The 26,951-nt window shown below is 43.8% G+C and carries 26 protein-coding genes and 2 pseudogenes; 17 read left to right on the top strand and 11 right to left on the bottom strand.

What is annotated here, in order from left to right:
- Positions 1-417: 417 nt before the first annotated feature.
- From V7K44_RS16965 to V7K44_RS16945, 5 genes and pseudogenes are all read right to left on the bottom strand, one after another.
- Positions 418-1,821: a glycoside hydrolase 100 family protein gene (locus V7K44_RS16965; RefSeq protein WP_334933103.1), complete on the bottom strand. Its 1,404-nt coding sequence runs from the start codon at positions 1,819-1,821 to the stop codon at positions 418-420.
- Positions 1,822-1,883: 62 nt separating this feature from the next.
- Positions 1,884-2,697 (bottom strand): annotated as a pseudogene (locus V7K44_RS16960) (glucose 1-dehydrogenase).
- A 372-nt stretch (positions 2,698-3,069) separates the two neighbouring features.
- A complete protein-coding gene (locus V7K44_RS16955; protein WP_334933116.1) occupies positions 3,070-4,161 on the bottom strand; it encodes an APC family permease in 1,092 nt (363 codons plus the stop codon).
- Between the two features lie 236 nt (positions 4,162-4,397).
- Positions 4,398-4,826 carry a hypothetical protein gene (locus V7K44_RS16950; protein ID WP_334933102.1) on the bottom strand — a complete coding sequence of 143 codons (429 nt, stop codon included), beginning with the start codon at positions 4,824-4,826 and terminating at the stop codon, positions 4,398-4,400.
- 663 nt (positions 4,827-5,489) lie between these two features.
- Positions 5,490-5,687, bottom strand: a complete 198-nt coding sequence (locus V7K44_RS16945; RefSeq protein ID WP_334933101.1) for an NblA/ycf18 family protein — start codon at positions 5,685-5,687, stop codon at positions 5,490-5,492.
- Between the two features lie 265 nt (positions 5,688-5,952).
- Between V7K44_RS16945 and V7K44_RS16940 the strand changes: the two genes are divergently transcribed.
- Entirely contained in the window at positions 5,953-6,756 is an 804-nt protein-coding gene (locus tag V7K44_RS16940; protein ID WP_334933100.1) for a peroxiredoxin-like family protein, read from the top strand.
- A 604-nt stretch (positions 6,757-7,360) separates the two neighbouring features.
- Positions 7,361-7,777 carry a response regulator gene (locus tag V7K44_RS16935; protein ID WP_334933099.1) on the top strand — a complete coding sequence of 139 codons (417 nt, stop codon included), beginning with the start codon at positions 7,361-7,363 and terminating at the stop codon, positions 7,775-7,777.
- Positions 7,778-7,783: 6 nt separating this feature from the next.
- Here V7K44_RS16935 and V7K44_RS16930 read toward each other — a convergent pair whose 3' ends face one another.
- Positions 7,784-8,176, bottom strand: a complete 393-nt coding sequence (locus V7K44_RS16930) for a DUF6335 family protein (RefSeq protein ID WP_094350796.1) — start codon at positions 8,174-8,176, stop codon at positions 7,784-7,786.
- A 477-nt stretch (positions 8,177-8,653) separates the two neighbouring features.
- Here V7K44_RS16930 and V7K44_RS16925 point away from each other — a divergent pair, with 477 nt between their 5' ends.
- From V7K44_RS16925 to V7K44_RS16885, 8 genes are all read left to right on the top strand, one after another.
- Complete coding sequence (locus V7K44_RS16925; protein WP_334933098.1) at positions 8,654-9,751, top strand: DJ-1/PfpI/YhbO family deglycase/protease; 1,098 nt, start codon at positions 8,654-8,656, stop codon at positions 9,749-9,751.
- A gap of 207 nt (positions 9,752-9,958) precedes the next feature.
- A complete protein-coding gene (locus V7K44_RS16920; RefSeq protein WP_334933097.1) occupies positions 9,959-10,657 on the top strand; it encodes an SRPBCC family protein in 699 nt (232 codons plus the stop codon).
- 284 nt (positions 10,658-10,941) lie between these two features.
- The gene (locus V7K44_RS16910; RefSeq protein ID WP_334933096.1) at positions 10,942-11,331 is read left to right on the top strand and encodes a hypothetical protein; all 390 of its coding nucleotides are present in this window, start codon (positions 10,942-10,944) and stop codon (positions 11,329-11,331) included.
- 180 nt (positions 11,332-11,511) lie between these two features.
- The gene (locus tag V7K44_RS16905; protein ID WP_334933095.1) at positions 11,512-12,681 is read left to right on the top strand and encodes a zinc-dependent alcohol dehydrogenase; all 1,170 of its coding nucleotides are present in this window, start codon (positions 11,512-11,514) and stop codon (positions 12,679-12,681) included.
- 175 nt (positions 12,682-12,856) lie between these two features.
- Positions 12,857-13,198 (top strand): cupin domain-containing protein, encoded by a 342-nt coding sequence (locus V7K44_RS16900; RefSeq protein WP_334933094.1) that lies wholly within the window; start codon positions 12,857-12,859, stop codon positions 13,196-13,198.
- A 475-nt stretch (positions 13,199-13,673) separates the two neighbouring features.
- Positions 13,674-14,297: a (2Fe-2S)-binding protein gene (locus tag V7K44_RS16895; protein WP_334933093.1), complete on the top strand. Its 624-nt coding sequence runs from the start codon at positions 13,674-13,676 to the stop codon at positions 14,295-14,297.
- Complete coding sequence (locus tag V7K44_RS16890; RefSeq protein WP_334933092.1) at positions 14,284-15,267, top strand: FAD binding domain-containing protein; 984 nt, start codon at positions 14,284-14,286, stop codon at positions 15,265-15,267. The genes V7K44_RS16895 and V7K44_RS16890 overlap by 14 nt, the downstream gene beginning before the upstream one ends.
- Positions 15,264-17,477, top strand: coding sequence for a xanthine dehydrogenase family protein molybdopterin-binding subunit (locus V7K44_RS16885; protein ID WP_334933091.1), 2,214 nt, complete (start codon positions 15,264-15,266; stop codon positions 17,475-17,477). Before V7K44_RS16890 ends, V7K44_RS16885 begins: the two co-directional genes overlap by 4 nt.
- Here the strand turns inward: V7K44_RS16885 and V7K44_RS16880 are convergent.
- The gene (locus V7K44_RS16880) at positions 17,460-17,588 is read right to left on the bottom strand and encodes a hypothetical protein (protein ID WP_334933090.1); all 129 of its coding nucleotides are present in this window, start codon (positions 17,586-17,588) and stop codon (positions 17,460-17,462) included. The two genes, V7K44_RS16885 and V7K44_RS16880, sit on opposite strands and share 18 nt — an antisense overlap.
- Positions 17,589-17,696: 108 nt before the next feature.
- On the opposite strand from V7K44_RS16880, the gene V7K44_RS16875 reads away from it, so the two are divergent.
- Entirely contained in the window at positions 17,697-18,626 is a 930-nt protein-coding gene (locus V7K44_RS16875; RefSeq protein ID WP_334933089.1) for a cation diffusion facilitator family transporter, read from the top strand.
- Between the two features lie 456 nt (positions 18,627-19,082).
- Positions 19,083-19,649 (top strand): PEP-CTERM sorting domain-containing protein, encoded by a 567-nt coding sequence (locus V7K44_RS16870; RefSeq protein WP_334933088.1) that lies wholly within the window; start codon positions 19,083-19,085, stop codon positions 19,647-19,649.
- A gap of 346 nt (positions 19,650-19,995) precedes the next feature.
- Here the strand turns inward: V7K44_RS16870 and V7K44_RS16865 are convergent, their stop codons facing one another.
- Positions 19,996-20,367, bottom strand: a complete 372-nt coding sequence (locus V7K44_RS16865; RefSeq protein WP_334933115.1) for a hypothetical protein — start codon at positions 20,365-20,367, stop codon at positions 19,996-19,998.
- Positions 20,368-20,842: 475 nt separating this feature from the next.
- Between V7K44_RS16865 and V7K44_RS16860 the strand changes: the two genes are divergently transcribed.
- Positions 20,843-21,220, top strand: a complete 378-nt coding sequence (locus V7K44_RS16860; protein ID WP_334933087.1) for a DUF6632 domain-containing protein — start codon at positions 20,843-20,845, stop codon at positions 21,218-21,220.
- Between the two features lie 71 nt (positions 21,221-21,291).
- Here the strand turns inward: V7K44_RS16860 and V7K44_RS16855 are convergent, their stop codons facing one another.
- Both V7K44_RS16855 and V7K44_RS33220 read right to left on the bottom strand, forming a co-directional pair.
- Positions 21,292-21,444, bottom strand: a complete 153-nt coding sequence (locus tag V7K44_RS16855; RefSeq protein ID WP_334933086.1) for a hypothetical protein — start codon at positions 21,442-21,444, stop codon at positions 21,292-21,294.
- A gap of 187 nt (positions 21,445-21,631) precedes the next feature.
- Positions 21,632-21,712: pseudogene (locus V7K44_RS33220) on the bottom strand (tetratricopeptide repeat protein); the annotation flags it as partial.
- 391 nt (positions 21,713-22,103) lie between these two features.
- On the opposite strand from V7K44_RS33220, the gene V7K44_RS16845 reads away from it, so the two are divergent.
- From V7K44_RS16845 to V7K44_RS16830, 4 genes are all read left to right on the top strand, one after another.
- Positions 22,104-22,256 (top strand): hypothetical protein, encoded by a 153-nt coding sequence (locus V7K44_RS16845; RefSeq protein WP_334933085.1) that lies wholly within the window; start codon positions 22,104-22,106, stop codon positions 22,254-22,256.
- Between the two features lie 137 nt (positions 22,257-22,393).
- Entirely contained in the window at positions 22,394-23,056 is a 663-nt protein-coding gene (locus V7K44_RS16840; protein WP_334933084.1) for a DUF4142 domain-containing protein, read from the top strand.
- A gap of 248 nt (positions 23,057-23,304) precedes the next feature.
- Positions 23,305-24,621, top strand: a complete 1,317-nt coding sequence (locus V7K44_RS16835; RefSeq protein WP_334933083.1) for a Gfo/Idh/MocA family protein — start codon at positions 23,305-23,307, stop codon at positions 24,619-24,621.
- 19 nt (positions 24,622-24,640) lie between these two features.
- Positions 24,641-26,233, top strand: a complete 1,593-nt coding sequence (locus V7K44_RS16830) for an MFS transporter (RefSeq protein WP_334933082.1) — start codon at positions 24,641-24,643, stop codon at positions 26,231-26,233.
- 79 nt (positions 26,234-26,312) lie between these two features.
- Here V7K44_RS16830 and V7K44_RS16825 read toward each other — a convergent pair whose 3' ends face one another.
- A complete protein-coding gene (locus tag V7K44_RS16825; protein ID WP_334933081.1) occupies positions 26,313-26,930 on the bottom strand; it encodes a flavin reductase family protein in 618 nt (205 codons plus the stop codon).
- Between the last annotated feature and the right edge of the window lie 21 nt (positions 26,931-26,951).

Below are 26,951 nucleotides of genomic sequence, written 5' to 3'. Positions count from 1 at the left end.
TTATCGGGTATTTGAAAAGGGTATTCAGAGGCAGGGTCATTCGTTGGTGTAAACTTGGATAGAGAAGCAGGCTGTGCGATCGCTGGAACCTTTTAATCAGGATTTTTTTGGTACAAACATACTATTTGCTAACTTATACTTACCAAAAGTTTGGCCGCTTGTAATGTTATGTCAGTATAGCTGGTACAGCCGGAAGTTTGCCTACCTTTAACTAGTTGCTCAAAACAACTTGTCTGCCTATTGTCTGCCGAATTGAGATGGTAGCTGGATTTACACCAAGTTGTACTGGTTAGTAGAAACACCCTGTATAATTACACCACTAAATCATTTTTGGAGCCAAACTTTGCCAAGTATTCACTACCTAATACTCTTTGGTTAAGGCAAGAGACGCGATGAATCGCCGTCAAGACAATCTACCTACAGGCTACAGCCTGGGACTTCCAGACCCTCTGCAAAACTGATTAATTCTAAGTACTCTGGATTTTCCACAAGCCTTTTAGCAGCTAGCAATCCGGCAATGCTCCAAGTTTGATAAATTCGGGCTTCTTTGCCAATTAAACGACCATTATTGCCATCGTAGTATTCAGGGAATTTATCTTTAAATAAACGCCTTTCGGCAATAGCGATCGCTGCTTGAGCAAGCTCTGTTCGACCTGCTTTTAGTGCCGCACCAGTAAATAACCATAGTAAAACCGGCCAGTTACCGCCGTTGTGATAAGACCAAGCCCTGTTTTTAGAGTCACATCCTGTAACAATTCTCCACTCTAAACCATCCATTGCGGGAAAGCAAATTTTAACAGGCATATAGCCGATTAAGTCTTGCCAACGTTGGGCAAATAAATTCATAATGCTTTGAGATTCTTTTTCGCCGGCTAAGGAAGTTAAAATTGCCATCAGATTTCCCAGCGCAAAAAAGCGAAAATCTATCCGTCCCGGCCCCAGATTTCCGGCTAAATATCCTCCAGTTTCGGGCAACCACTCGGTCAACCAACTAGGAATTGATTCTGAATTGATGTTGAATTTATTAACAATTTCTTTACCAAATTCGTTATCTTTGTAACGATAGATTTCTCCCAATCGCTTCAGGTCTAGCCAATAATAGTTGCGGATATGATATTTCAAAGATCCCAATCGCCTATTGACTTTGCCAAGGTAGCTATCGCCATCCCCATCTGGTAACAGCAATTCACCAGCAGCCCTCAAAGACGCGTAGAATAACACCTGAATTTCTAAAGGATGTTCGTAAACTCCCATGCGACGGTCAATCATAAACGCGCCATCGGGAACTAACATTGTTGGGTACATGGAAAACCGATGTACCAAGCAAAGATCCAAAATTAGTTTGATTCCGGCTTGAAAATCTGGCTGACGCGCTAGTGACAAATCGCCTGTAGTTTTTTCATAAGCGCGTAGCAAGAGAATCCACCACATACAAGAATCAATCGGGGGAACACGACCGATCGCTAGTTCACCAAAATCAGCGACCAAAAATTCCTCATTCCCCTTAGAATGTACTTTGAAACTGGCAGGCATTAATCCCGCTCCTGGTTCAAAGCAGTCTATCTGCTTTTCATGACTTTGTAATTTCAGTGTTTCTACTAGGAAGTTACGCACAATCTCTGCTTTCCCATACATGAGAAACACCAAGGCTGAAGGGACAAAATCGCGGAGGAAGCACTGGTCATAATTGAGTGCATCTGCCTCCGCATCTTTGGCGGCTACAGTCCCAATGGGTTTTCCCTGGTAATAAATTACGGAATCTTCTAATAATTCCCAGGCTTCTGCTTCCATCTGACTGTTCTTATCGATCGCGCTAGTCATGGGCGTTTAATTCCACTAATGTTATGTATCGGCTTAATTGTGGAAAGTACGCCAGCCTAACCTCAAGCTGACCAAGATTCCCGGAAGTCAGCATATAGAGTCAATCCACCATCTACAAATAGCGTTTGTCCGGTGATGTAGGCGGCTTCGTCCGAAGCTAAAAAAGCTACTGCGGCTGCCATCTCCTCTGAAGAGCCAGCACGCCCCATTGGGATGTGACTTTCCACAATCGCCTTTTTTTCAGGATCGTCTATCCAGGCTTGGTTCATTCGCGTGATTGTTGCTCCAGGGCCAATGGCATTGACACGAATACCTTGGCTTGCATATTCCAAAGCTAAAGTTTTGGTGAGGTTTTCCATCCCGCCTTTGCTAATAGAATAACTGATATACATCGGTCGCCCAATAATTTCGTGAACGCTGGAAATATTAATAATCGCTCTTGGACGATTAACAGACAGGAGGTGTTTAATAGTTTCACGCGCGCAGAGATAAGCACCCCAAAGATTGACTGCAATTACCCGATCAAAGTCTGCTGTGGTAACTTCGTGGGATGGACTTTCTGTTTGAATGCCAGCATTATTAACTAGAATATCTAAACTGCCAAATTCGTTTACTACGGTGTTGACCATCTCAATAATGTCTGATTCTTGGGAGACATCTCCTTGAAGCAGCAGCGACTTCACACCACAATTTTCGATATTTCCACAGGATTTTTGCAATGCCATCTCTTCTGTCTGTGTCTGCTGCGGCATCAGGGTATGAGCGGTAATTGATGGCGATGTTGCACCCTTCTTGAGCGAGTCTGATAGCGATCGCCTGACCGATACCTAAAGTTGCACCTGTAATTAAAGCATTCTTTCCTTTTAAGCCTATCATATTTCCTCTCTAAGCTGCCCTGATTTGAATTTGCACTAGTCAAATAATTTTGGAGTTTAGATTACTCTTTTCCACACTTAAGCCTTGTACTGTCAACCCCCATTGGAGGGAATTTAGGCGTTGCTGAATTAAGGGATGATTTTTGTGGAGTGGGCATCCTGCCCGCCCGGAAATACAAGGGACGCTCATGTTGCCCATCCCACAAAATAGTAAAATCATCCCGCAAATATGCAACCCCGGAGTTTAAAGTTAAAAATAAGTATTTGATAATTTTGAATTTCTGAAAACAATTCTCAAAAATCAGGCTACAGATTCAAGAAATGGAACTTAACTTGAATCTGACGCCTCTTAATTACGAATTGGTATTAATCCCTATCGCAAATTCGCTGGCACTTGTTCAGGAACTACCCAATAGTAAACAGTTTTGCCCTCTACATTGAGAGTCTGCTGTGGTTTCCAATCACCCATATCGAAGGCGTGGGAGACAATGCGAGTCCCAGGTTTAAGTTCTTTCAACAGCTTGGGACGGAGTTTGGCGTTGATCTCTGGCAGTAAATAAAGTGTAACTACTGTTGCTTCACTAAAATCAGTGTTGAACAAATCTTGTTGGACAAACTGGACTGTATAAACCAAGCTGGAATAAAGCAAGTAGGCGCAGACGGCGCAAAACAGTAATGGTGTTAAAGAATAAAATGGCACACGGAAAGGGCGAACTATGTGGGGTTCGCGGATGCGCAAGACCAGCAGTGATATGCCGGAAAGCAGGAAGAAAAACCAAAATATCGGGGCAGTGTAATCCACCATTGTTTGAAATCCTTTGCGGGTGAGCGTGCCTAAAAAAACTAGTGCTAAGGCGATCGCTGCTTGCAAGAATAAGGCATAGGTAGGACTGCTCGGACGTTGTTGCCAGTGTCCCATAAAACCAAATAGCGAAAAATCCTGTCCCAGCGCGTACCAATTACGCGCTCCAGTAAAGATTGTGGCGTTGGTTGCTCCCAAAGTAGCGATCGCAATCAGCACACTGATAAACAAAGCTCCTGGTTCACCCCAAAGAGAGCGCATTAAATCTGCGGCTACTGCTTCTGACTGTGCCATGTTTGCTAATCCCAGTCCCCGCAGGTAAGCCAGATTGATTAGTAAGTAAATGGTAGTGATAATACTAATACTCCACATTAGCGATCGCACAATATTACGTCGTCCATCTTGAATTTCTGCACAGATGTAAGCCGCCTCATTCCAACCGCCGTAAGACAACAACACAAAAACCATCGCTAGTCCCCAGGTTCCCGATGATGCAGATTCTACAGGCGTAGCAGAATTAGGAATGGCGGTAAGCCCAATAATGACTACCAGCAACAAACCTAGAACTTTCGCAGCACTCAGCAAGTTTTGTGTCCACTTACTCTGTTGCAAACCGACGATGTTCAAAGCAGTTAAAAGTGCGATCACTATGGCTGCATATATAGAAGACGAAAATGTTTATAGTCATCTAAAGAATGATTGACTCATAAGGGGTAATCGTGCCTTGTTTGATTAAAAACTGATACTGCTATGCGTAATTTTTATACCGCAAACGTTTCATTGATTTAAACCCTGCTGTAATACAAACAGCGATCGCTCCATAGTTTTGACTAAGTATGGATGCACATCTGTGCGCTGTTAATTAATTAATAATGTATCAGCTTGTTATCCCTAATTATTTAATATCTGCTACTGGGAAAAAGTAAAATATCTATTACTTCACCTACTACCAAACCCAATACAGCTAGGACAGTTATAACCCAAAACGAATCTAGTTTATTGCAGCCAGAAAAGCGCATTTCCAAATCAGCTAACAGCGTAGTGGCTAAGGGGATAATAAAGAGCCTTAATAATATCGACCAAGTTGCTACTAAAGCAATTGATATACTTAAAAACAAGATGACAACTAAAGTTTTAGAGTCAAACTCAACTAAACGCTCGAACCAAGAAAAGCTCTTTCGTACTACAGCTATAACCATAGCAACAACAAAAGCTCCTACTAACCAAATAATATGATTAGCAGCAAGATACCATCCCAGGAGAATGTAAGCCAATAAGAGTAATACTAAAGGCATCAAAGGAATCCTGTTAAAAAATTCCATATTCATACTGCCAAGGCTTGTAAAAATACCAGGTTAATCTCTTAATTCTATTCAAAAAATGTTACTACTAAAACTTGTAAATATACCAGCTTTGCTCAGGATATTTCTCTATCTATAGAGCCGTTCGCGTAGCGTCTCGCAGAGAACTCCGCCTACGCGGACTCAAACAATTTGAAACCCACGAAGGCGGTCACTGAGCTTGTCGAAGTGTAGCTTTTGTTTGTATAGCCAAGCCAGTGTGGTCTTCTCCCTTGGCGCTAGCCTCTCCCTTTGGGAGAAGGGGAGACGCCAACGCAGCGTTAGCGAGTCTGCGTACTCTTTCAGAGAAGCAAGCTACGCTTTTAGCGTCTGTCTTTGCTACGCAACGCTACCGCGAACGACACGCTGCGCGAACGTAGAGAGCGTCTGGGGGTTTCCCTCATGAGCAACTAGCGCGCGAATTCCATTCGCCAGGACAGGCGTGTTTTTACACTCATTGAGATGCTCCCGACATCAGTTCAATTGGAGTGGGAAGGGACTTCCAAAAAATAAAATCAGCAATAAATAGAATAATAATCAATTAAAAACATGGGAGAGAGGAGCAATCAATGGCTGCTTCTCTCTCCCACAAGTTTATACCAATATTTCTTTGTCGCTGCTAAATTCAAAACATTTATTTGTTTGTATGCTTTAGCCGAAGATTGAGTCTGAATCAAGTTCCCACTGATGTTTGAGCAATTCTTGATAAGTCGTTTCCCGAATTATCATCTGCTTATAAAGCATAAGCAAAAACTCTTGAGCTTGTTCGCGGGACATCTGCTCGACTTGATCGGCAAAAGTTCTAAGGCTAAATTCTTGTTCTAAGGATAATGTAATGGGTTGATTCATCGCAGGGTCAATCGCCCAACTAGGCGAAAACTAAAGGGTCAATGTTGGCAATCTTGAGAAGAAGCTTTCATATCTAGCTGCCGTTAGCAGTAATACACTCATCAAGCGACCTACTGGGTATTCCCTTACTTAGCGGTGTCAAACCTAAATATGAACTTCTGTTAACTAGTATAACAAAATATTTACAAACCTGAGATGATGGCATATTAATGCTTTAGTAAATCCTGTGTCACTGATACCCCAAATATCCGAGTAATCATTTGTCATGAATCCTTACACTATCCTTAATCAGACCGGACTTCAGCGTGTTAGTGATGGCATGACCCGCCCCCTACTAGAAAATTGCGAGACTGCCTCATATATCCTTGTTTTAGTCTGGCCCCAACTTGGGGATTTTGATAGTCTTGAATATGCGTGGTGGTTACAGCGCGAAGCTAAGAAATTGTCAGATGAAAAACTCGCTATTCGTGCAGTGGGAATTGGTAATCGCGCCTCTGGAACAAGATTCTGTGAATATACAGGATTTCCAGCCGAAAATTTATTTGTTGAACCTAATGCAGAACTACATCACCAACTCAAACTTTATTCAGGACTGAATCTTCCTCTGGCTGGACTTTCCCCTACTCAGAAAGCTTGGCTAAATCTAGTGTTAATGTGTGCAGGGTTTGGAAGTCCTGGAACACTAAGAGAAGTTTTTCGGGGATACAGGGGAGATCGTCAAGCCCCTCAACTCATTGAAGATGATGAAATTATTCAAGGTACTCCTCTACCTGCTTTTCAAGGCTCGTTTTTCAAATTAGCTGGCGGAAGTGGGTTTCAACGTCCGTTTGAATTAGCTACTTTACGGCTACGGAATATGGTGGAAGTTCTTAGCAATTGGCATACTTATGTACCTAATTCTGCCTACTTAACTCAGCGTGGTGGAACTTTTCTGTTTGATACCAAAGGCCAGTTACTTTACGAACATCGAGATCCAGGAATTCTGGGCTTTGCTGCTAATATGAGTCAGCCCCTATCATTTTTATCCTCGATCGAAACGGAATTAGCAGGGCTTGGGAATCAATTTTAATCTCTGCTGTAGTTTTACGGTATCAGCATATTTGAAAACCTCTTCAATAATCACTAGCAACCAAAAAACAAAAAAAGTCTTCAATAATAATATTGTTGGCTTTTTTGTCTGTATGCTTAAACAAATTGTTCTATCCTTATCAATCGTAACTTCACTAGGGCATCGGTGAGAATTAACGTAAAGCGCATTTTGTCAATCAGTATTCAGAATTAGTTTTGACTCCTGAATTTTGAATTATTCTGAAAATCGAGATAAGTGAGGACTTTCTAACGACGCTTGAATTTCATTTGTGCGAAGTGGTCTTCCAGTAGGAAAATAGATAAAGGAGTAGTAAACATCAAGCTATGTGTTTGAAATTATGGTGTTAAATCATTTCTTGTTAAAAGAGCCTGCTTCGGTATCTCATCAGCACTCCGAGCACATCAATCTACTTTTGTAAATCTAAAATCTGCTCTAAAAGAAGCTCTAATGGGTGTAAAAGTCATAATAATTCGTAATTGATAATGACGCTTGCTGACTCGCTAACGTAATTCGTAGTTGTAATCACTGCTTGCTCTGTACTCTTAATTACGAATTACAAATATAGCAAGTAAGGATAAATAAAATGTCATTTATTATGCAAACTTCTGGAACTCTTACTGGTTTAGATATCTTGGTAGTTGAGGATGATGATGATACTCGCTTTTTTATCACTACTGTCTTGGAAATGGATGGAGCAACAGTTATAGCAGTAATATCAGCAGCAGATGCACGTAATGTATTGTCTGAATTGCAACCCGATGTTTTAATTAGTGATATCGGGTTGCCTGGGGAGGATGGCTACACTTTCATTTCCAAATTCCGTGCGCTTAAACCAAATAATTCTGGACGAGTCCCGGCTATTGCTTTAACAGCCTTTGCTGATAGTGAGGCTCGTATCCGTGCCTTGGAAGCGGGCTTTGACACTCATATATCTAAACCCATCGCTCCAGAAGAACTAGTTGAGATAGTGGCTAATTTGGTTGCTTCTTGTCATTGGTAATTATTCTCATCGGTCTTGATAATCTTCAGAAGACTTTGGATCTAACTCCCAGCGATCGCCATCACGATCCTCTAAAATATCGTTGGTATGCAAAAACTCAGAATCAGCCATTTCTAGCCCCACTGCTGCTTCTAAGTCCTCTGTGACATTTTTATCGGGAGTGGAAGTACTACCACCAACAGCTTCATCTCCAACTGCATCTGCATCTTGCCAATAAGCATCAACATCCCCACCAGTCAGTTTCGGACTTGTTTCTGTGTACTCGTCTCTTTCATCCTGCATGGAGCGTCCGCCAATATTGTATCCCGGCAAGTCTTTTACACCAGTACCGTAGGATTCGGTAATCTCTTGTGGCAAATCATTACTTTTAATTTTGTCATTATGATTTTTTTCTGCCATGATACTAGCCCTTTTCTGCATTCTCACAATAACGTTTTCTTGTCAGCAATTTGTCTAACTAGAGGTGTATAACTTATAAAATAATCTATCCCCTGGGTACGACGCTAAACTAGAGATCGCGCCATAAGATTGTAGCTATGAATTCATGGTCAAGGAACTTGTAGTTGAAGTTATGAGTTAGAAGCCAACCGAAATTATTAATTAGCGAACTTTTAACTCATAACTATTTTTTCGGGAAGAATAAGTAAACATAAACAAAATTTTAAGTTTAGTATTTTAGATTAGTATTCACATTTTTAATTACCTAAATGCTAAACAATGGAACACTCAAAATTATTTGAGTAACGGAGGTAGATAATGCGGATAGGTAATTCAACATCATTTATTTAGTTAAAAGTTTGGCTGTTTAACTGTCTTCATCGATAAATATTTTTGTAAGTAGTTAAAGACTAGAGAAATAAAAACGGAACACCATTTATGACTGAACATAACAATCACTCCGGCAATAAAAAAGTCGCTATCCTCATTGAACAAGCAGTAGAGGATGCAGAATTTATAGTTCCATATAATGGATTCAAACAAGCAGGAATTGATGTAGTAGTCCTTGGTTCCCGAATGAATGAAAAATATAAGGGTAAACGCGGCAAACTTAGCATACAAGCTGACGGTACCACAACGGAAGCGATCGCAGCTGAATTTGATGCAGTAGTGATTCCCGGCGGTATGGCTCCTGACAAAATGCGACGGAACCTTAATACAGTACGTTTCGTACAAGAGGCTATCCAACAAGGAAAATTAGTCGCTGCTGTTTGTCACGGGCCACAAGTTTTGATTGAAGGCGACTTGCTCAAAGGCAAACAAGTCACTGGGTTTATTGCTATTGCCAAGGATATAACTAACGCTGGCGCAAATTATTTAGATGAGCCGGTAGTAGTTGACGGGAATTTGATTACATCTCGCGAACCTGGAGACTTGGCAATTTTTACCACAGCTATTTTGACCCGTTTGGGTTATGGTGGCAAAGATGCTGCATTGCCAAATGAGAAAGACACAAGTGCTGAATGGTGGAAGCTTGCAGATGCTTGGGGTGGCTCAACTAAAGGTGATATCACCAGAGGTTTAAATAATGCTCTTGCTGGTGAACGTTATTCGCTAGAAGCATTTGAAAATTACTTGGAAAAGGAATCAGATAGCGAAGTTAATTCAGTCTTTCAAGAAATAATTACTAATAAACAGCGCCACATTAAAAAACTAGAAACCTATCTTCAGTTATTGGGCGAAAAACCTTCTTTAGGTGCAAATATTGCCAATCAGTATGCTAAGGTGAAAACTGCCTTAACTGGAAGTGATGACATATATCAGTTACGTTCTGCTTTAGGTGATCTGCAAACTGGTATCGGCGATATTGGCAATTTGTCTGCGATGTTTACCGACCCAGTAGCAACTGCTATTTTCAAAGAAATTTACCAAGATTTATTGAAATCCGAACAGCAATTAATAGAGTTGTATCGAGCGCGGATAAGCGCTCAGGTTGCGCCTCCTAAGCCGACTACAGGCGCAGCTATATCAATGTAACCAATCGCAGAGACGCATACTCCTATGGACAACCAAGCCATGCTTAATGTCTCGTGAGAATTTGCGTTTTGGTTATTTTACTAGACATCCGATCAAAAAGAATTAGAGAGGTAGTACTACTACGTCTCTACAAGGTTTCTGGATAACGCATATTTAATTTCTGGAGTTATCTAGAGTTATCTACTGTATGTAATGGAGAGAAAAAAAGTGACTTCGACATCAGGCGATAAACTTACTACTAGTCAGGGTGAAGCTAATGAAGTAGAGCGTTGGGCATCTCTCATCGGTGGCGGTGCTATGGTGCTGATGGGTTTAAAACAAGGTTCTCTGCGGGGAGCGCTGACGGCTTTGGCTGGTGGTGGTTTGATTTATCAAGGTGCAACGAAACAAAGTACAATCCAGCAAGCACAGGAAGCAATCGGGATAAACCAACCGATCAAAGTTGAAAAGACGGTAACAATTAATAAATCAGCAGAAGAATTGTATCGTTTTTGGCATAACTTTGAGAATTTGCCCACCTTTATGAAGCATCTCAAGTCAGTAAAGGTGTATAACGAAAAACGTTCTCATTGGATAGCCAATGCACCATTAGGTAGCAGCGTGGAATGGGATGCAGATATTCTCGAAGACCGAGAAAATGAGTTTATTTCTTGGGCTTCTGTAGAAGGTGCAGACGTTGATAATTCTGGTTTTGTCCGCTTCAAAAAAGCACCAGGCGATCGCGGCACAGAAGTAAAGATTGTCTTGGAGTATAACCCACCAGGTGGAGCATTGGCAGCTACCGTAGCTAAACTTTTCGGTGAAGAACCAGAACAGCAGATTGGTGATGAATTGCGCCGCTTCAAGATGCTAATGGAAGCAGGTGAAATTGCCACCACCGAAGGTCAACCAAGTGGACGTAAGTAGTTGCGATTAATAGCGATCGCTTTCCCAAACGCCTGAAAATGGCGAAAAAGTTTGCCAAAGCAAAAGTGATTAACTTCTTCGTAAGTTAATCCTGGCGAAGTGTTGAAACAGATAACTGGTGGCTATGGCCCCGATGCTTGCATCGATGCTGTTGGTATAGAAGACCATCACATTTTTCAACAAAAAAAAGGATAACTCTATCAAAGTTATTCTTAAACCTGAATGGTGAACAGTCATTTAAGGTTTTGAATTGTACACCCAACATAATGTAATTGAGGTTTTTTATGAATCGAGTAATTTCATGGCTGCGGAATATTCGCATTTCTCAAATTTTTGTAGTTTTCCTCGTAGGATTTATGTTCTTATTGGGTCAAGCTTTTAGCTACACTAACATAGCACTGGCTGACGTTAAAACTCCAGAGGGTACTTATTATAAAGGAGTGCCAAATCAGCAAGGTGAAATTAGAAACGATACCCAAATCAATAATACCCAAAAATCAAAAAACCCAATCAAAAGCACTGTTGATAATATCCGCGAAAAGTTAAACTTGGATGAAAAACCTCCTGAAGCAACAAAAGAGTTTTTTGATCCTACTTCAAACAGAACCGGAGATGAAACTTCATCATTAAGTAAAAGTAGAGAAGGTTATTATCGCACTCCTTCTAGCAAATAACTGAGAGGTAGCAGCTAGACGGTTAACAAATTTTGAGTCGAGATTGTTGACTCATACATTGTTGAATAACTTTTTAGCGGTTACTGAGACGCGATAGTTATCGCGTCTCAAAATCAAGTTAAATTTAGTATTCATCTTGATATGAATGCTCCATAAATTATAACTAAGGACTAAATAATTATGAAAGCAGTTTGCTGGCATGGAGCAAATGATGTGCGGGTAGAAACGGTTCCTGACCCCACAATTCTTAATCCGCGTGATGCCATTATTAAAATTACTTCCACGGCAATTTGTGGATCTGATTTGCATATTTACAATGGCTACATCCCCTCAATGGAAAAGGGTGATATCCTTGGCCATGAATTCATGGGGGAAGTTGTAGAACTTGGAAGTGCAGTTAAAAATGTGAATATAGGCGATCGCGTCGTTGTTCCTTTCACCATCTCCTGCGGTAGCTGCTTTTTCTGTAATCGGGATTTATGGTCATTGTGCGATAACTCTAACCCCAATGGTTGGTTAGTAGAAAAGCAAATGGGCTATTCGCCATCAGGTCTATTTGGCTACTCTCATTTATTCGGCGGTTACGCTGGTGGTCAAGCAGAGTATGCACGAGTGCCTTTTGCCGATGTCGGCTTGTTCAAAATCCCTGATGGTTTAACGGATGAGCAAGTACTATTTTTAACAGACATTTTCCCCACAGGCTATATGGCAGCTGAGAACTGCAACATCCAACCCGGTGATATTGTCGCCGTTTGGGGTTGTGGCCCTGTCGGGCAATTCGCCATCAGAAGCGCATATATGCTAGGTGCTGAACGGGTAATCGCTTTTGATCGCATTCCCGAACGTCTGCAAATGGCTAAAGAATACGGCAAAGCTGAAGTTCTCAACTACGAAGAAGTCGATGTAGGCGAAGCACTCAAAGAAATGACTGGTGGTCGTGGCCCCGATGCTTGCATTGATGCAGTGGGAATGGAAGCACATGGCACAGATTTTATGGCGATGTACGACCAGGTAAAGCAAGCAGTACGTTTAGAAACAGACCGTCCAACGGCATTACGACAAGTAATTGTCTCTTGTCGCAAAGGTGGTCACGTATCAATTCCGGGTGTATATGGTGGCTTTGTAGATAAAGTGCCGATGGGTGCTGCGATGAACAAGGGCCTAACCTTGAAAATGGGACAAACACACGTCCACAAGTATTTAAAACCTTTGCTAGAACACATCCAAAACGGTGATATCGATCCAACGTTTATCATCACTCACAGCTTACCTCTAGAACAAGCGCCCCACGGCTACGAAATTTTTAAGGAGAAGAAAGATAACTGTATCAAAGTTGTACTCAAACCGTAATGGGAAGCAGGGGAGCAGAGGAGCAGGGGAGCAGAGGTGAGAACTTGCAACAAGTTTTTCTCCTTGTCCCCAATTCTCCTTGTCCCCAATTCTCCTTGTCCCCTTGTCCTCTTCCCCATGCCCAATGCCCTATTCCCCATGCTTAAAGTTAAAACTATCAAAGAGGCAAAAAAATATGTCTGATACAACTGTTAGCAAAGTAGACTCTAGTCATTCTCCTAAAGGCCAACTTGGTCAAAAATATCTTGCATCTGGCAAAAATATTTCCATGCGTCTGTGGGAAAATGAACAACCGAACGAATCTAAAGAGCCAACAGCACGCGAATATGAAACTGTTGGTTATGTAATCAATGGTCGTGCTGAATTACATATTGAAGGGCAAACGATTTTACTAGAACCTAGGAGTTCTTGGATAGTACCAAAAGGAGCTAGCCACACCTATAAAATTCTAGAACCATTTACTGCTGTTGAAGCAACCAGTCCACCCGCTCAAGTTCACGGGCGAGATGAAAACTGATTTGCTGTTATTTGAAATTTGGCGATCGCTAAAAGCTAAAAACGTTATAGCCGCTTTCAATAACATAGACTATAAAGCGTTCATAGGGGAACAATATTCTTGTTCTCCTTTTTACTGTGCTTTGCAATTGAGAAAGCATTGCAACAAACTTTTCTGCTGACTTATTTCGCTGTAGCAAAAAACATCACACGAAATAAAGCATATTTAGTGTGATGTTTCACTGTTTATTCATTCGCCAGTCGAACTCAAACTCATGGCTTTCTTCTGACGACTGATGCCTTAATTCTATTTAAAGAATTATAGATAATACTTATGGCATAAACCTTCCGATAGAGAGACATAACAAAACGAAATTGTATTCTATTAACAATGTCTTTTTAGAGAAAATGCTTGTAAGAAAATATGGTTTTTTATCAATTATTTTAGTAGAGATAATTACTCAATATTTTTAACAAAAACAGAATGGAGCGAACAAATGAGGTTTGTCTTAAGACGCCGCAAGTTGGGTCAATTGATGGTCTTCAGTACAGTAGCGGCAACGATCGCTAATTTTGTAGAGAAAGCTGTAGCAGAAACTCAAGTCAAAAAAACTACTCCAATGCTGGCAACTTCCACTTCTGAAACTGTGAAGGTGACGCTGCAAGTGAACGGAACACCACATAGTTTACAGATTGAACCGCGTGTTACTTTACTTGATGCACTTCGGGAATATCTAGGACTAATTGGTACTAAAAAAGGTTGCGATCATGGTCAGTGCGGTGCTTGCACGGTGCTGGTTGATGGGCAACGAATTAATTCGTGCCTGGCATTTGCAATTATGCACACCGATGCAAAAATCACAACTATTGAAGGGTTGGAGCAAGGAAACAATCTGCACCCGATGCAAGCCGCGTTTCTGTCCCGCGATGCGTTTCAGTGCGGCTACTGCACGCCAGGGCAGATTTGTTCGGCGGTGGGTTTGGTGAACGAGGGACACGCTAAATCGGATGCCGACATTCGCGAACTGATGAGCGGCAATATCTGCCGTTGTGGGGCTTATCCAAATATCGTGGCTGCTGTCCGCGATGTCTTAGAGGGAAAAAAAGATGCAGCCGTTTAGCTATAAGAAAGCAGGACAAGCGGAGAATGCCGTGGCATTGGTGTCTCCAGAAGCTCAAGCGTCGTACCTCGCTGGTGGTACTAGCCTAATCGATTTGATGAAGCTGAATGTCCAGACACCAAAAGAGTTGGTTGACATTAACCCATTACCGCTAACCAAGATAGAAATGCAGGGCAACGGTGTGCGGATTGGCGCAATGGCACGCAATAGTGAAGTTGCTTATAATGCGATGATTCAGGAGCGTTACCCTGTGCTGTCGGAGGCATTGCTGTCTGGGGCATCGCCGCAACTGCGAAACATGGCAAGTGTGGGCGGGAATTTGCTGCAACGTACCCGTTGTTACTACTTCCGCGACACTTCGATGCCCTGTAACAAGCGCGTTCCAGGTTCAGGTTGTGGGGCAATCGAGGGTTACAACCGCATTCACGCAATTCTTGGCGGTAGCGATCGCTGTATTGCCACTCATCCCTCTGATATGGCTGTGGCAATGGTAGCACTTGATGCTGTTGTGCAAACACGCGGGCCGAATGGAGAGCGCAGTATTCCACTAGTAGATTTTCATCTCCTACCTGGCGAGACACCCGAACGGGAGACAGTTTTACAACATGGAGAGTTAATTGTTGCTGTTGACTTGCCTGCCTCAAACCTTGCTAGGCGATCGCACTATTTAAAAGTCCGCGATCGCGCCTCTTATGCCTTTGCGATAGCATCGGTTGCGGCGGCATTAGATGTTCAAAATGGCATCATTCGCGCCGCCCGCATTGCCTTGGGTGGAGTAGGAACAAAGCCCTGGCGTGCTTATGAAGCTGAAAAAGTACTTTTGAACAAGCCCGCAAACGAGACAACATTTCAAGCAGCAGCATCCGCAGCGATCGCTGGAGCTAAACCTCAAAAATACAACGCCTTTAAGGTCGAACTGACTAAACGCACCATTGTTAAAGCGCTGGCAACAGTGGGAGGAATGGCATGAATACAGGGGATACAAATACAGTTCTTGGCAAACCGCTCAATCGAGTTGATGGATACCTGAAGGTGACGGGTGGCGCACGCTATTCGGCAGAGTTTCCGGTAGCAAAAATGACTTATGGAGTCACGATTCAAAGCACGATCGCCAAAGGTAAGATAGCCCAAATCGATACAAAGGCGGCGGAACAAGTACCGGGTGTATTAGCAGTAATTACCCACCTCAACGCGCCTAAAGCTTCTGGAGAAAAGGGCGGCGGTCGCAAGCTGCAAGTGCTACAAGATAACGTTGTGCTGTATAGCGGTCAGCACATTGGTGTCATCGTTGCCGATACCTTTGAACGAGCTATGTATGCTGCCTCGCTGGTGCAAGTTCGCTATGACGAAGAGAAACCGACCATTAATATGCGGGATAACCTTGCTAAGGCATACTTGCCTAAAGGTAAAATCCCCAGAGAAGAGCCGCCCGATTTAGAGCACGGCAATGTCAACCAGGGACTAGCGGCGGCGGCTGTCCGCGTCGAGCAAACCTATACTACACCCATCGAAAATCACAATCCGATGGAGCCTCATGCCACAACAGCAGTTTGGCAGGGCGATCAACTGCTGCTGTATGACGCAACTCAGGGAATCTTTCAGGTTCAACAAAAAGTTGCGGGGGTATTAGGAATTGAGCCAGAGAAAGTCCGCGTTATGTCTTACTTTGTTGGCGGTGGCTTCGGCTGCAAAGGGTCGGCTTGGTCGCATGTGCCTATAGCGGCGATCGCAGCACGGCAGGTTAAGCGCCCAGTGAAATTAGTTCTGGGTCGCATACAAATGTATGGGCCTGTTGGCTTTCGACCAGAGACAATTCAACAGGTTTCTCTAGGTGCAACCCGCGAGGGCAAATTAACCGCTCTGCGACACACAGGCACTTCCCAGACTTCAACTTTCGATGAATTTATCGAACCTGTTGGTAAAAGCGCCCGCATGCTCTACGCTTCCCCGAATATCGAAACCAGTCACCATCTAGTTCAGCTTGATGAAGGTACACCAACCTTTATGCGGGCCCCAGGCGAAGCTTCTGGGTCGTTCGCCTTAGAATCGGCAATGGACGAACTAGCTTATGCGCTGAATATCGATCCGGTAGAACTGCGTCTGCGTAACCATGCTGATGTCGATCCTAGTAAAGGACTGCCCTGGTCGAGCAAGTCACTCATCCAGTGCTACAGATTAGGAGCAGAAAAGTTTGGCTGGCAAAAGCGCAATCCTCAGCCCCGTTCGATGCGAGACGGCAATTATTTGATTGGTTGGGGTATGGCGACAGCTACTTATCCTACTAACCGTTCCCCAGCATCAGCGATCGCCCGAATTATGGCAGACGGTACAGCCGTTGTCCAAAGCGGTTCGCAAGATATTGGCACGGGGACTTATACTGTCATGACTCAAGTCGCGGCTGAGGCACTCGGTCTACCAGTTGACAAAGTTCGCTTTGAACTAGGCGATACTAAGATGCCAGAAACTCCCGTTTCCGGTGGTTCACAAACAGCCGCTAGTGTCAGCTCGTCCGTGCATATAGCGGGAAATCAAGCTCGCAGTCAGCTTTTGCAACTCGCACTTGCCGATCAAAAATCGCCGCTTTATAGTTCAAACGCTGAGGATGTGATTGCCGAAAATGGCAGCTTTTTCTTAAAAAATAAATCGTCCGCAACCGAGACATATCAAGCAATCTTGGCACGGCATGGAATGAAAATGATCGAAGCGCGTGCCGATGCCAAGCTGGGAGAGGAACAAAAGAAGTTCTCAATGCACGCATTTGGATCGCAGTTTGCCGAAGTCCGCGTTAATTCTGATTCTGGCGAAGTGCGAGTAACGCGCTGGGTGGGAACTTTTGGTGTGGGACGCATCCTCAATGCTAAAACAGCCAACAGTCAGCTGATCGGTGGGATTATCTATGGTATCGGTATGGCATTAATGGAACATACGGTAACAGACCCGAATCTAGGACGCGTTGTCAACCATGACTTAGCTGAGTATCACGTACCAGTGAATGCAGACGTTCCTGATATTCAGGTGTTATTTGTTGATGAACACGATCCACATATCAACCCGCTTGGTGTCAAGGGGATTGGCGAAATTGGGATTACCGGCACTGCGGCGGCGATCGCTAACGCTGTCTATCATGCCACAGGTAAACGCATCCGCGATTTGCCAATTACATTAGATAAGCTGCTGTAGATATGGCGATTGCCGAAACGATGAAACCTCAATCATCCGATTGGCGATCGCTACATTACCAGTATGAGCAAGAACTTCATACACGGCAATGATCCCCTGTAGAGACGCCATTTATCGCGTCTTGATTTATTGCGTCTTGAAATACTCAGGATTGATGACCAGTCAAGTAAAATTTGGTACTCTTAACTCGGAATCACTGTAATTAGATTTGTTACCGAGATGAGTCGTCCAACAGCACGCTCCTACGCTTTCTTATCGATTGCAGCAGCAATCATCACTATTGCCCTAAAATTTGGCGCTTACCAGCTAACCGGGTCAGTAGGTTTGCTTTCAGATGCGATTGAATCAATTGTAAATCTTTTAGCAGCATTGGTGGCTCTATGGGCATTGACCTATGCTGAGAAACCAGCCGATGCCGAACACGACTTTGGGCATTCTAAAGCCGAATACTTCTCCAGTGGTGCAGAAGGTGCGTTGATTATAGTGGCAGCCATTAGCATTGCTGTTGAAGCATGGGGACACTTGTTGCATCCAGAACCGTTAACACAGCTAGGATTGGGGTTGGCACTCTCCCTATTTGCAACCGCAATCAACGGCGTTGTTGCCTTTATCTTGCTAGGGGCAGGACGACGGTTGCGTTCCATTACACTCAGGGCTGATGCTCACCATCTGTTTACCGATGTGGTGACTTCGGGTGGTGTGATAGTTGGAATCTTACTCGTCAAGCTAACAGGGACTCTCGTACTCGATCCAATTGTCGCGCTGATAGTAGCAGCAAATATTACTTGGACAGGATTTCGTTTGCTACGGGAAACCAGTAGCGCCTTACTAGATGCAGCTTTGCCGAAAAAAGAAATTGACGCAATTAAGAGCATCCTTAACGAGTACAAACGTGAAGACATCCAGTTTCATGCCTTGCGAACCCGTACTGCTGGAACCCGTCGCTTTGTTTCCTTTCATGTTCTTGTACCTGGATCTTGGACAGTGCAACAAGGGCACGATTTGTGCGAGGCAATTGAGCTTGCTATTCTTGGGATGCTACCTTCAACCCACGTTACAACTCATTTAGAACCTGTGGAAGATCCAGTTTCTTGGGAAGATTTGGAGTTGGAGCGTTCGAGCAATCAGCAAATGCAAGATATAAAATAAGAGATTAATTGCTGCCGTTGAGCTTTCAGGAATGACGCGATCGCATCTCTCATCAACTGCAATGCCAAAACGATGAAAGCTGAATCACACGATTTGCGATCGCACTTATTTTTCGATCTACTGAAGATGACTTAAGAGGGCGATCAACTATTTTAAAGTTTTTGTGAAGCCAGTAAAGAAGACAATAAAGAGCTTAGTGAATCTATTATGATACTAGTGATTTTTAAGGATGCTGTAATGAGAGCAAATTAGTAGGAAAACATAGATATCTAGTTATCTCTACAAAATCAATTGGGTTTTATTAAACGATCGCTCAGTTTTCAAGCTGCCTTGAGTAGCAAATTTTGTGCTGATGACCGCCAATTAAATCCCTCCCTTGCATCCTGTGCATCTTCAAGTTCAATTGGCTAGCTTTGATGATTGTAGTTCTTTCTAATTAGGAGTTCATTCAAAATCGTGAAAACCCAAAAGTTCGCACTCTCGACTATTGTAGCACTAGCTACCTTAGCTATCACTGCAACGGCTGCACAAGCAGTCTCGATTGTCAATCAAGCCTTAGACGTTTTCTCAGTACCTCCCTCCGGTGAACCAGTCTTCACTTTCACCGAGCTAGGAGTTACGTCCCTACCATCTGCTAGTCCTATTCTGACGACAGGATCGGGACCTGCACTTAGCATTAACAATAACCTGAATAACTTGGATGTCTCTGTTGGTGATATTGTGTATCGTCTGTTAAGCCCTGATGCTCAGTTTGGCACTGTTACTTCAAACCTTTACACAGTCACGCTATCTGAAAACAACTCTGTTGCGACATTCACAGGCGCGCGCATCAACCCTGGTGAAGTATTCCGCATTGAGCGCATGGTCAGCGATGGATTGCCTGTCAATTTTAGCTCAATATTATCTACCGCAAATGAAACGAACACGCGTACTGTTCCTGAACCGAACACAATTGCAGGTCTAGCGCTCGCAGGTGTCGCTTGTGCCTACATCCGTCGGCGCAAACAGCAAACTGCAAAGTAAACAGTGAAACGAGATATCTGACTTCTGAGTTGCAACCCCGATTCTAGAGACGATCCACATCAAGCAGTCGGATATCTAGTTAATAGCAGCTACAGGCGGTAGCGATCGTACTACCGTTGTGTTGGTCGAACTTACGTTCAATCAAGTTGATTAATACTAAGTTGCAATCATCTGTGGTATTTCTCCCCTTGCTAGAAAGCTCCTCTGCTTCACGGCAGTTGCTCCACTTGGGGAGCTACTCCGTTGCGGGGTTTTCCCCCGTTGTAGGAAGTGGCGTGAAACCCCAAGACTGCACTGCCTCCCCGGCCTCAACTAGGTATAACTTGCGATCGCTTCGGGCGGGCGGTTACGCCATCGCAACTATCTTTTTCCGCGAAGGACGTTTGCGGTCTGATTTTTTCTTCAGTCCCACAGCTTGGGCTTGATCGCTATCTGAGCCATATTGCCCGCGTACAACTTCTTTCATCGCTAATACAGCATTATGAAATTCCCATTCTGCTAATCGAGCAGCATCAGCAGCCGCACGGTATAAAGCTAGTTTCTCAGTTTCGGTTTGCTGAGAAATCAACATTGCCTGATAAGCTTCCTGTAAGTTTGCAGCTGAGGCATCAGCACGAGTTGTGTTGTAAGTGCTGACGGTTTGTAAACCGTGGAATGAGTCAATATCTTGACTAATCAGTTGAGGGCGCAAACGGTTTGTTGTATTTTGGGGAGGCATATATACATACTTAGTAACTTGTACATTTAATGTACCCATTGCAACACAAAAACTTAACAGTAAGATTAAATTTTCCGATAGGGCAAGGTTAGAAAGGATAGTTTAAGATAACAAGTCGATGTATTAACATAACAGGTCAATGTATTGGCATAACAGACCGATGTATTAACATAACAAGTCGATGTATTGGCATAACAGACCGATGTATTAACATAACAGGTCAATGTATTGGCATAACAGACCGATGTATTAACATAACAGGTCAATGTATTGGCATAACAGACCGATGCAATTACAAAACTGTAAGACAACACTAATTAGCAAGTAGCGCGATCGCAATTGCGCTCTTTAAACCATGAGGAGCATTAAAATTTCTAACACTCTAAAGCTGAAGTGTCACTAGTGGGAATACAATCAGAAAATGATGCAGTTGTGTTAGTAAAGACTGCACTAGAAAATAGTGGAGGTTAAAGCAATGGATGGGCGCGATCGGTACTTACAAATCGCTCTGGTTCTTGTTGGAATAGCTTTTCTACTTATCTATCCGCTAACTCAGGTCTGGGCATCAGGCTGGTTATGGCAACCAGGTCAGCACGAATACGAACAGATGATCGTTGGTGTTTATGCGACACTTGGTGTATTTTTGCTGTTGGCTTCAAGGCAACCAGAAGCTCACCTCAGTTTAATCTGGTTCACCGTCATATCAAGTGCAATCCACGGGCTGATCATGGCGGTACATGCAATAATTGACCCTGTTGAACAAGGACACCTGTTTGGTGATGTTCCAGCATTGTTCTTGGTAGCAATTGTCCTTGGCTTTTTAGCGCCACGCAAAGTAGTGTCGAGTACATGAGCAGGTATGGAATATCTGTACATCTTGCAATTCAACAGATAAGCAAAGGCGATCGCCATTTGAAGTTACAACTAATGGGCGATCGCTATTCCTCTGCTTTCGGCATTTGGCAGTTCCTCGGCTAACGCTTGAGCAGTATCGCTCCATTCTTCACTGTACTTTGGATATGAGGGAGCGATCGCACTTTGCAAATTAGCATAAGAATTGAACCGCGAAGGACGCAAAGAGCGCGAAGTGGCTTCCCGCAGGGTAGGGCACGTTTGCGCAGCGTCTCGCAGAGAAGGAAGAGATAAAAAGGAGCGATAGCGATCGCCTTTTGAAGTTACAACTGATGGCGATGGCTCCTAAAGTTTGAACTACACTATTGAGTGGCATCAATTTGGTGTGATTTTGTGAGAAAGAGTGCGTTCGTTCCAAAGCTTGCTGATACAGGGGTTCGGCTTGGCTGTAGCGTCCTGTAGAATCGTAGAGTTCTGCAAGATTGTTCTTGCTCTAAAAGATTTTGATATTTCACGCCCTTTTTTGATATTTTCTGCTATTTAAGCAAATTCACACTTGGGAATTAGCGATCGCACTACAGAATGACGTAAAGCATCATCTTTGTATTTTGTACTTTGTGGAAATTTACCTATGTAACATTACGGTCTGTTTAACTCATTGTATTACCTCAATGGACTTAAATTTCCCCTTCATCTCCATTACATTTTTGTACTTTTTATTTGTCTTTTAGAGGTTTGTACAGTGAGGTGCAAAATATCAATCAACTTGCATTTTGAATGCATCTTTCGGAGTATGTTTCAAAACACACCTTAGCTAGAGTCTTTGTGGCAAATAGTCGTGATACTATACGGCTCATTCCTGTTCTTGCTTGTAGGAGACAATTATGGAAATTAGTAGACGCAGCTTGTTAAAAACTGCTTCTGCTTCGGAATTAGTGGCAGCAGGACTTGCAGTTTTAGAAAGATTTTTGCAACCGCTCCTCGCTCAAACTGAACTCAAGCAGATGATATCCCTGCATTCAATCGAGAAATCTTGAATCTATTTGTACAATTTGCACCGGCGGCATCTGCTTCACATTAATCGGTTTAGTTTGTAGTTTACTCAACTGTGCGATCGCGCTTATTTTTCATTCAACGTTTCAAAATATAGCTTTATCCAAGGAGAACACTAATTATGTCCATCAAAATACTCTCTACTGGTTTAGTAGCGATCGCTTTATCTCTGGCAACTGGTTGCACACCAACTACGCCCCATGACGACAATATATCTGAAGTTCCACCTGCTCAATCTGTGCAAACGACAGAAAGTCCATCTCCATCCCCAACTGCGTCACCAACTACACCAGGGCAAAATACCCCCAGTTCTTCAGACAAAGAGTTTATGACTGAAGCTGCTCAAGGTGGTTTAGCAGAAGTCCAACTAGGACAACTAGCATCACAACGTGGAACTAGCGATGCAGTAAAACAGTATGGACAGCGTATGGTTCAAGATCATACCCTGGTAAACAATCAACTCAAACAGTTGGCGACTCAAAAAGGTGTAACGCTGCCAACTAGTCTCGACAGCAAAAATAAGCAAGTCCAGCAAAGCTTATCCAAACTTTCTGGTGCTAAGTTCGATCGCCAATATTTGAATCACATGCTTCAAGATCATGAAAAAGATGTCTCTGCATTTCAGACTGAAGCTGAACAGGGACAAGATCCAGAAGTGAAAGCATTTGCGGCTCAAACTCTACCAATCCTCCAAGAACACCTGCAACAGGTTCGTTCCCTTGTTAATCCTGGAAGTTCAACTAGCACCCCAACTCCAACGAGTACCCCAACTACTACTCCGTAAGTCAATAGACTTCTTGCAAAAGTCGGGGTAAAGGGGAAGGGGAAAAGGGTAAAGAAACTCAAAATCCTTTACCCTTTTCCCTCTCTTGCAAAAATATATTTTTCCAAGAGGTCTAATACAGTTGAGTTAAGTATTTTTTTTCCCTTTCTATCCGCTACGCGTACTTCTACAAAGAAGAAAGCTACGCATAGCGTTTCGCTGTATTAAGTCCAAAATTTCATCATTAAGGAGAATTTTAAGGAACCGCGATGTCTAAATTGTTTAAAGGAAAAATTTCTCGTCGTCAGGTTCTGACTACAGCTGGGTTAGGAGCCGTTTCAGCCGCCGCAATTGGGAGTATGGGCGAAGAGGTTGCTGCCCAACAGCCAACTGGGCAAGCCACTCCCCGAGGAGGCCCGTTGCCGCCTCAGATTGAGTTTCCGCCCATCTCAGAAAAAACTGAGGTTGATACGGGTGGGCCACCAACTGCCTTACCTCCAGAGCGACGTTTGGGATTTGCGATCGTTGGACTTGGGAGACTAGCATTAGAAGAAATTATGCCTGCGTTTGCAGAATGTAAACTAGCAAAGCCAACTGCTTTAGTTAGTGGTGATGCTGCCAAAGCAAATCTTGTTGCACAGCAGTATGGCATCAAACCGCAGAACGTTTACAACTATCAGAATTACGACAATCTCCGCAACAATCCAGACGTTGATGTGATTTATATTGTATTGCCCAACAGTATGCACCGGGAATATACGGTGCGTGGTGCGAAAGCTGGAAAGCATATTCTGTGTGAAAAGCCAATGGCAACCACAGTTGAAGATGCTCAACAGATGATCGACGCGTGCAAACAAGCGAATCGCAAGCTGATGATTGCTTATCGCTGCCAATATGAGCCACACCATCGCGCCATGATTCAGATGATCCGTAGCAAAGAATTGGGAACTGTGAAGGTGATTCAGGCAGATAACGGACAAAACCAGGGAGGTGACTTAAATCAATGGCGATTGAAACGCGCCTTAGCTGGAGGTGGCTGTTTGCCGGATGTGGGAGTTTATTGCTTGAATGCAACTCGCTATTTAACAGGAGAAGAACCGATCGCAATTAGTGCCCAAATCTTCAGCACTCCTGGCGATCCGCGCTTCAAAGAAGTAGAAGAAAGTGTTACCTTCCAGCTGCGGTTTCCCAGTGGGATACTAGGGATTTGCTCCAGTAGCTACGGCTTTCACGAAGCACGTCGATTTCGTGTCTTCGGTTCTGATGCTTGGGGACAACTCGATCCGGCGTTCTCCTACAACGGTTTGCGGATGATGATTTCGCGCAAATCACCAACCAATAGCATGGCAGAAAACGTCAGCGAAGTGCGGATAGGTGAGAAGAATCAGTTTGCCTTAGAAATCGATCACATGGCGGATTGTGTGATTCAAAATAAACAACCTCATACGCCTGGTGAAGAAGGTTTGCAAGATCAAAAACTGATAGCGTTGATTTACGAAGCCGCACAAACAGGCAAGACGATTACCCTACCTCGTGTGTCAGGATTAGATACCACGCGTGGCCCCGCTCCTAGAATGCTGAAGTAAATACCTGCATACCGCAGTCATGACAACCTCTGCTTGGAGTCCGCTCCGTAAATCTTTGTTTCGCGATCGCTGGATTGCCTCGATTGTCTCCAACATTGGCGGTTGGATGGAGGACACAGCGGGAGCTTGGTTAATGACTTCTCTCACTACCTCTCCCCTGTTGGTGGCACTGATGCAAACAGCCGCAACTTTGCCAGTGCTGTTGTTAGGATTACCAGCCGGAGCAACGGCAGATATTTTCGATCGCCGTCGATTATTACTGTTTTGGCAATTCTGGATGCTGGTTGCGGCACTGATCTTGAGTGGATTGATTTTTGCAGGTAAAATTACACCGTGGTCACTGCTGGCGCTGACGTTTTTGCTCAACTTGGGAGCGGCAATGAATGGCCCAGCTTGGCAAGCGATTGTACCAGAATTAGTACCGCGATCGGAACTCATGGCTGCGATCGCTTTAAATAGTGCTGGGTTTAACATTGCCCGAGCAGTTGGGCCTGCGATCGCAGGCTTGATTTTGGTGGCGGCAAATGCGGGAGTCGTCTTTTTGATTGATGCCCTTTCCTTTATCGGGGTGATTTTCATCCTCTATCGTTGGCAGCGCCAACCGCTTTATGAAAGCGCCCTGCCCGCAGAGCGAGTATTGGGTTCTATGCGGGCTGGTATTCGCTATGTCCGTTTTTCTCCCGCCCTGCAAGCCGTGTTAATTCGAGCCGGTGTTTTAACTAGTTGCACGAGTGCTTTGTTAGCCTTGCTGCCTTTAGTAGCACAACAAGATTTGCGACAAGGAGCAGGTGGGTATGGTTTACTACTCGGTTGCTTTGGATTGGGGGCGATTCTCGGTGCAATTTTGATGCCACAAGTGCGTCAACATCTCACAGGCGATGGAGTTGTGATTGCCGGAACTCTGGTGTTTGCAGTTGCGACATTAATTCTGGCATTCATTCACAATGTACCTTTGGTGTTGCTGGCTTTGCTAGCGGCGGGAATTGCCTGGACAAGTATGACATCCAGCTTGAATATTACAGTGCAGCTTGCGGTTCCCGCTTGGGTACAGGCGCGGGCACTAGGAACTTATCAGATGGTATTTCAAGGAGGTTCAGCAATTGGTAGTATTGTTTGGGGTGCAGCGGCAGAGCATTGGGGTATGCGGACTGCCTTATTCATTGCTGCGATCGGCTTAGTAGGGGGAACCTTTACAGCGCGGCGTTATCGCTTGCTATCAGGAAAACTGGATTTAGGCCCAGCATTACGGCGAGCAGAACCGCTGGTAGTAATTGAATTGCAACCAGAACAAGGGCCAGTTTTAGTCACACTTGAATATTGTATTGACCCAGTTCAAGCAAAGGAATTCATTACAGCAATTCATGCCCTGCGCGTGGTGCGGCTACGAGATGGTGCGATTCGCTGGGGCATCTTTCACGATACATCTATGCCGCATCGCTACTTAGAGACGTTTATCGTCGAGTCTTGGGTAGATCATTTACGTCAATATGAGCGGTTTACGGTGGCAGATCGAGAGATTCGTGAAAGGGTTTTTGCCTTTCATCAAGGCGATGAACCCCCAGTTATTTCTCACATGATTTATGCTCACCAATCCCAAGAAGCACGAGCTTAGAAAAGACTGAAAATAAGTCAAGGGTGAATTTTACAAGCTACAAAAAACCTACGTGCAACCCCTGTCAATTAACATCCGATTATACCTTTGGAGTCGTCATCTCAAATAGTTGCCCAATCTTTGTATACTCAACTGGCCCACCTAAGCGCGTAATCGGCCGCATCCTTACAGTATCAACTAACCCCAAATCTTGGCGGTATAAGTCTTCACGCACATGAAATCGTAACACTCGCCCCAATACCATCACATTATTGGTTCCTTCCACTGTCACTATTTGGGTAACTTTACACTCCATTGCCACAGGTGAGCTTTCAATCCGCAATGGTCGGACATCTGTAGCAGGAATAGCTTTTAAGTTTGCTTTTTCAAACTCGTTAACTCCATAGGGAAATTCCGTTGCGGTTTGAACCATTGCCTGAGACAGTGTTTCATCTACCACATGACAGACAAATTCATCAACTTCATGAATATTGCGTAACGTGTCCTTTTCTTTCGGCTCATGTCTACGATATGCGACTGAGAACATAATAGTTGGTGGAAAACCTGCTACTGCATTGAAAAAGGAATACGGAGCGAGATTGGCAATTCCAGAGGCACTAATTGTAGACACCCAGGCAATTGGACGAGGAGCAACGATGCTTGTCAAAAGATGATAAGGAGCAGGGTCTTTCATTTCCTGCGGCACGAATGATAACATAAAATTCTCTATTTCTATATT

Source organism: Nostoc sp. (assembly GCF_036917235.1).
GTDB lineage: Bacteria > Cyanobacteriota > Cyanobacteriia > Cyanobacteriales > Nostocaceae > Nostoc.
Note: the sequence above shows the minus strand (reverse complement) of the source record. Positions and strands in the feature narration are given on the sequence as shown.

Excerpts from the sequence above, each read along its gene's own strand:
- V7K44_RS16965 (WP_334933103.1), bottom strand. The coding sequence starts at position 1,821 with ATGACTAGCGCGATCGATAAGAACAGTCAGATGGAAGCAGAAGCCTGG.
- V7K44_RS16950 (WP_334933102.1), bottom strand. The coding sequence starts at position 4,826 with ATGAATATGGAATTTTTTAACAGGATTCCTTTGATGCCTTTAGTATTA.
- V7K44_RS16945 (WP_334933101.1), bottom strand. The coding sequence starts at position 5,687 with ATGAATCAACCCATTACATTATCCTTAGAACAAGAATTTAGCCTTAGA.
- V7K44_RS16940 (WP_334933100.1), top strand. The coding sequence starts at position 5,953 with ATGAATCCTTACACTATCCTTAATCAGACCGGACTTCAGCGTGTTAGT.
- V7K44_RS16935 (WP_334933099.1), top strand. The coding sequence starts at position 7,361 with ATGTCATTTATTATGCAAACTTCTGGAACTCTTACTGGTTTAGATATC.
- V7K44_RS16930 (WP_094350796.1), bottom strand. The coding sequence starts at position 8,176 with ATGGCAGAAAAAAATCATAATGACAAAATTAAAAGTAATGATTTGCCA.
- V7K44_RS16925 (WP_334933098.1), top strand. The coding sequence starts at position 8,654 with ATGACTGAACATAACAATCACTCCGGCAATAAAAAAGTCGCTATCCTC.
- V7K44_RS16910 (WP_334933096.1), top strand. The coding sequence starts at position 10,942 with ATGAATCGAGTAATTTCATGGCTGCGGAATATTCGCATTTCTCAAATT.
- V7K44_RS16905 (WP_334933095.1), top strand. The coding sequence starts at position 11,512 with ATGAAAGCAGTTTGCTGGCATGGAGCAAATGATGTGCGGGTAGAAACG.
- V7K44_RS16900 (WP_334933094.1), top strand. The coding sequence starts at position 12,857 with ATGTCTGATACAACTGTTAGCAAAGTAGACTCTAGTCATTCTCCTAAA.
- V7K44_RS16895 (WP_334933093.1), top strand. The coding sequence starts at position 13,674 with ATGAGGTTTGTCTTAAGACGCCGCAAGTTGGGTCAATTGATGGTCTTC.
- V7K44_RS16890 (WP_334933092.1), top strand. The coding sequence starts at position 14,284 with ATGCAGCCGTTTAGCTATAAGAAAGCAGGACAAGCGGAGAATGCCGTG.
- V7K44_RS16885 (WP_334933091.1), top strand. The coding sequence starts at position 15,264 with ATGAATACAGGGGATACAAATACAGTTCTTGGCAAACCGCTCAATCGA.
- V7K44_RS16880 (WP_334933090.1), bottom strand. The coding sequence starts at position 17,588 with ATGGCGTCTCTACAGGGGATCATTGCCGTGTATGAAGTTCTTGCTCAT.
- V7K44_RS16875 (WP_334933089.1), top strand. The coding sequence starts at position 17,697 with ATGAGTCGTCCAACAGCACGCTCCTACGCTTTCTTATCGATTGCAGCA.
- V7K44_RS16865 (WP_334933115.1), bottom strand. The coding sequence starts at position 20,367 with ATGCCTCCCCAAAATACAACAAACCGTTTGCGCCCTCAACTGATTAGT.
- V7K44_RS16860 (WP_334933087.1), top strand. The coding sequence starts at position 20,843 with ATGGATGGGCGCGATCGGTACTTACAAATCGCTCTGGTTCTTGTTGGA.
- V7K44_RS16845 (WP_334933085.1), top strand. The coding sequence starts at position 22,104 with ATGGAAATTAGTAGACGCAGCTTGTTAAAAACTGCTTCTGCTTCGGAA.
- V7K44_RS16840 (WP_334933084.1), top strand. The coding sequence starts at position 22,394 with ATGTCCATCAAAATACTCTCTACTGGTTTAGTAGCGATCGCTTTATCT.
- V7K44_RS16835 (WP_334933083.1), top strand. The coding sequence starts at position 23,305 with ATGTCTAAATTGTTTAAAGGAAAAATTTCTCGTCGTCAGGTTCTGACT.
- V7K44_RS16830 (WP_334933082.1), top strand. The coding sequence starts at position 24,641 with ATGACAACCTCTGCTTGGAGTCCGCTCCGTAAATCTTTGTTTCGCGAT.
- V7K44_RS16825 (WP_334933081.1), bottom strand. The coding sequence starts at position 26,930 with ATGTTATCATTCGTGCCGCAGGAAATGAAAGACCCTGCTCCTTATCAT.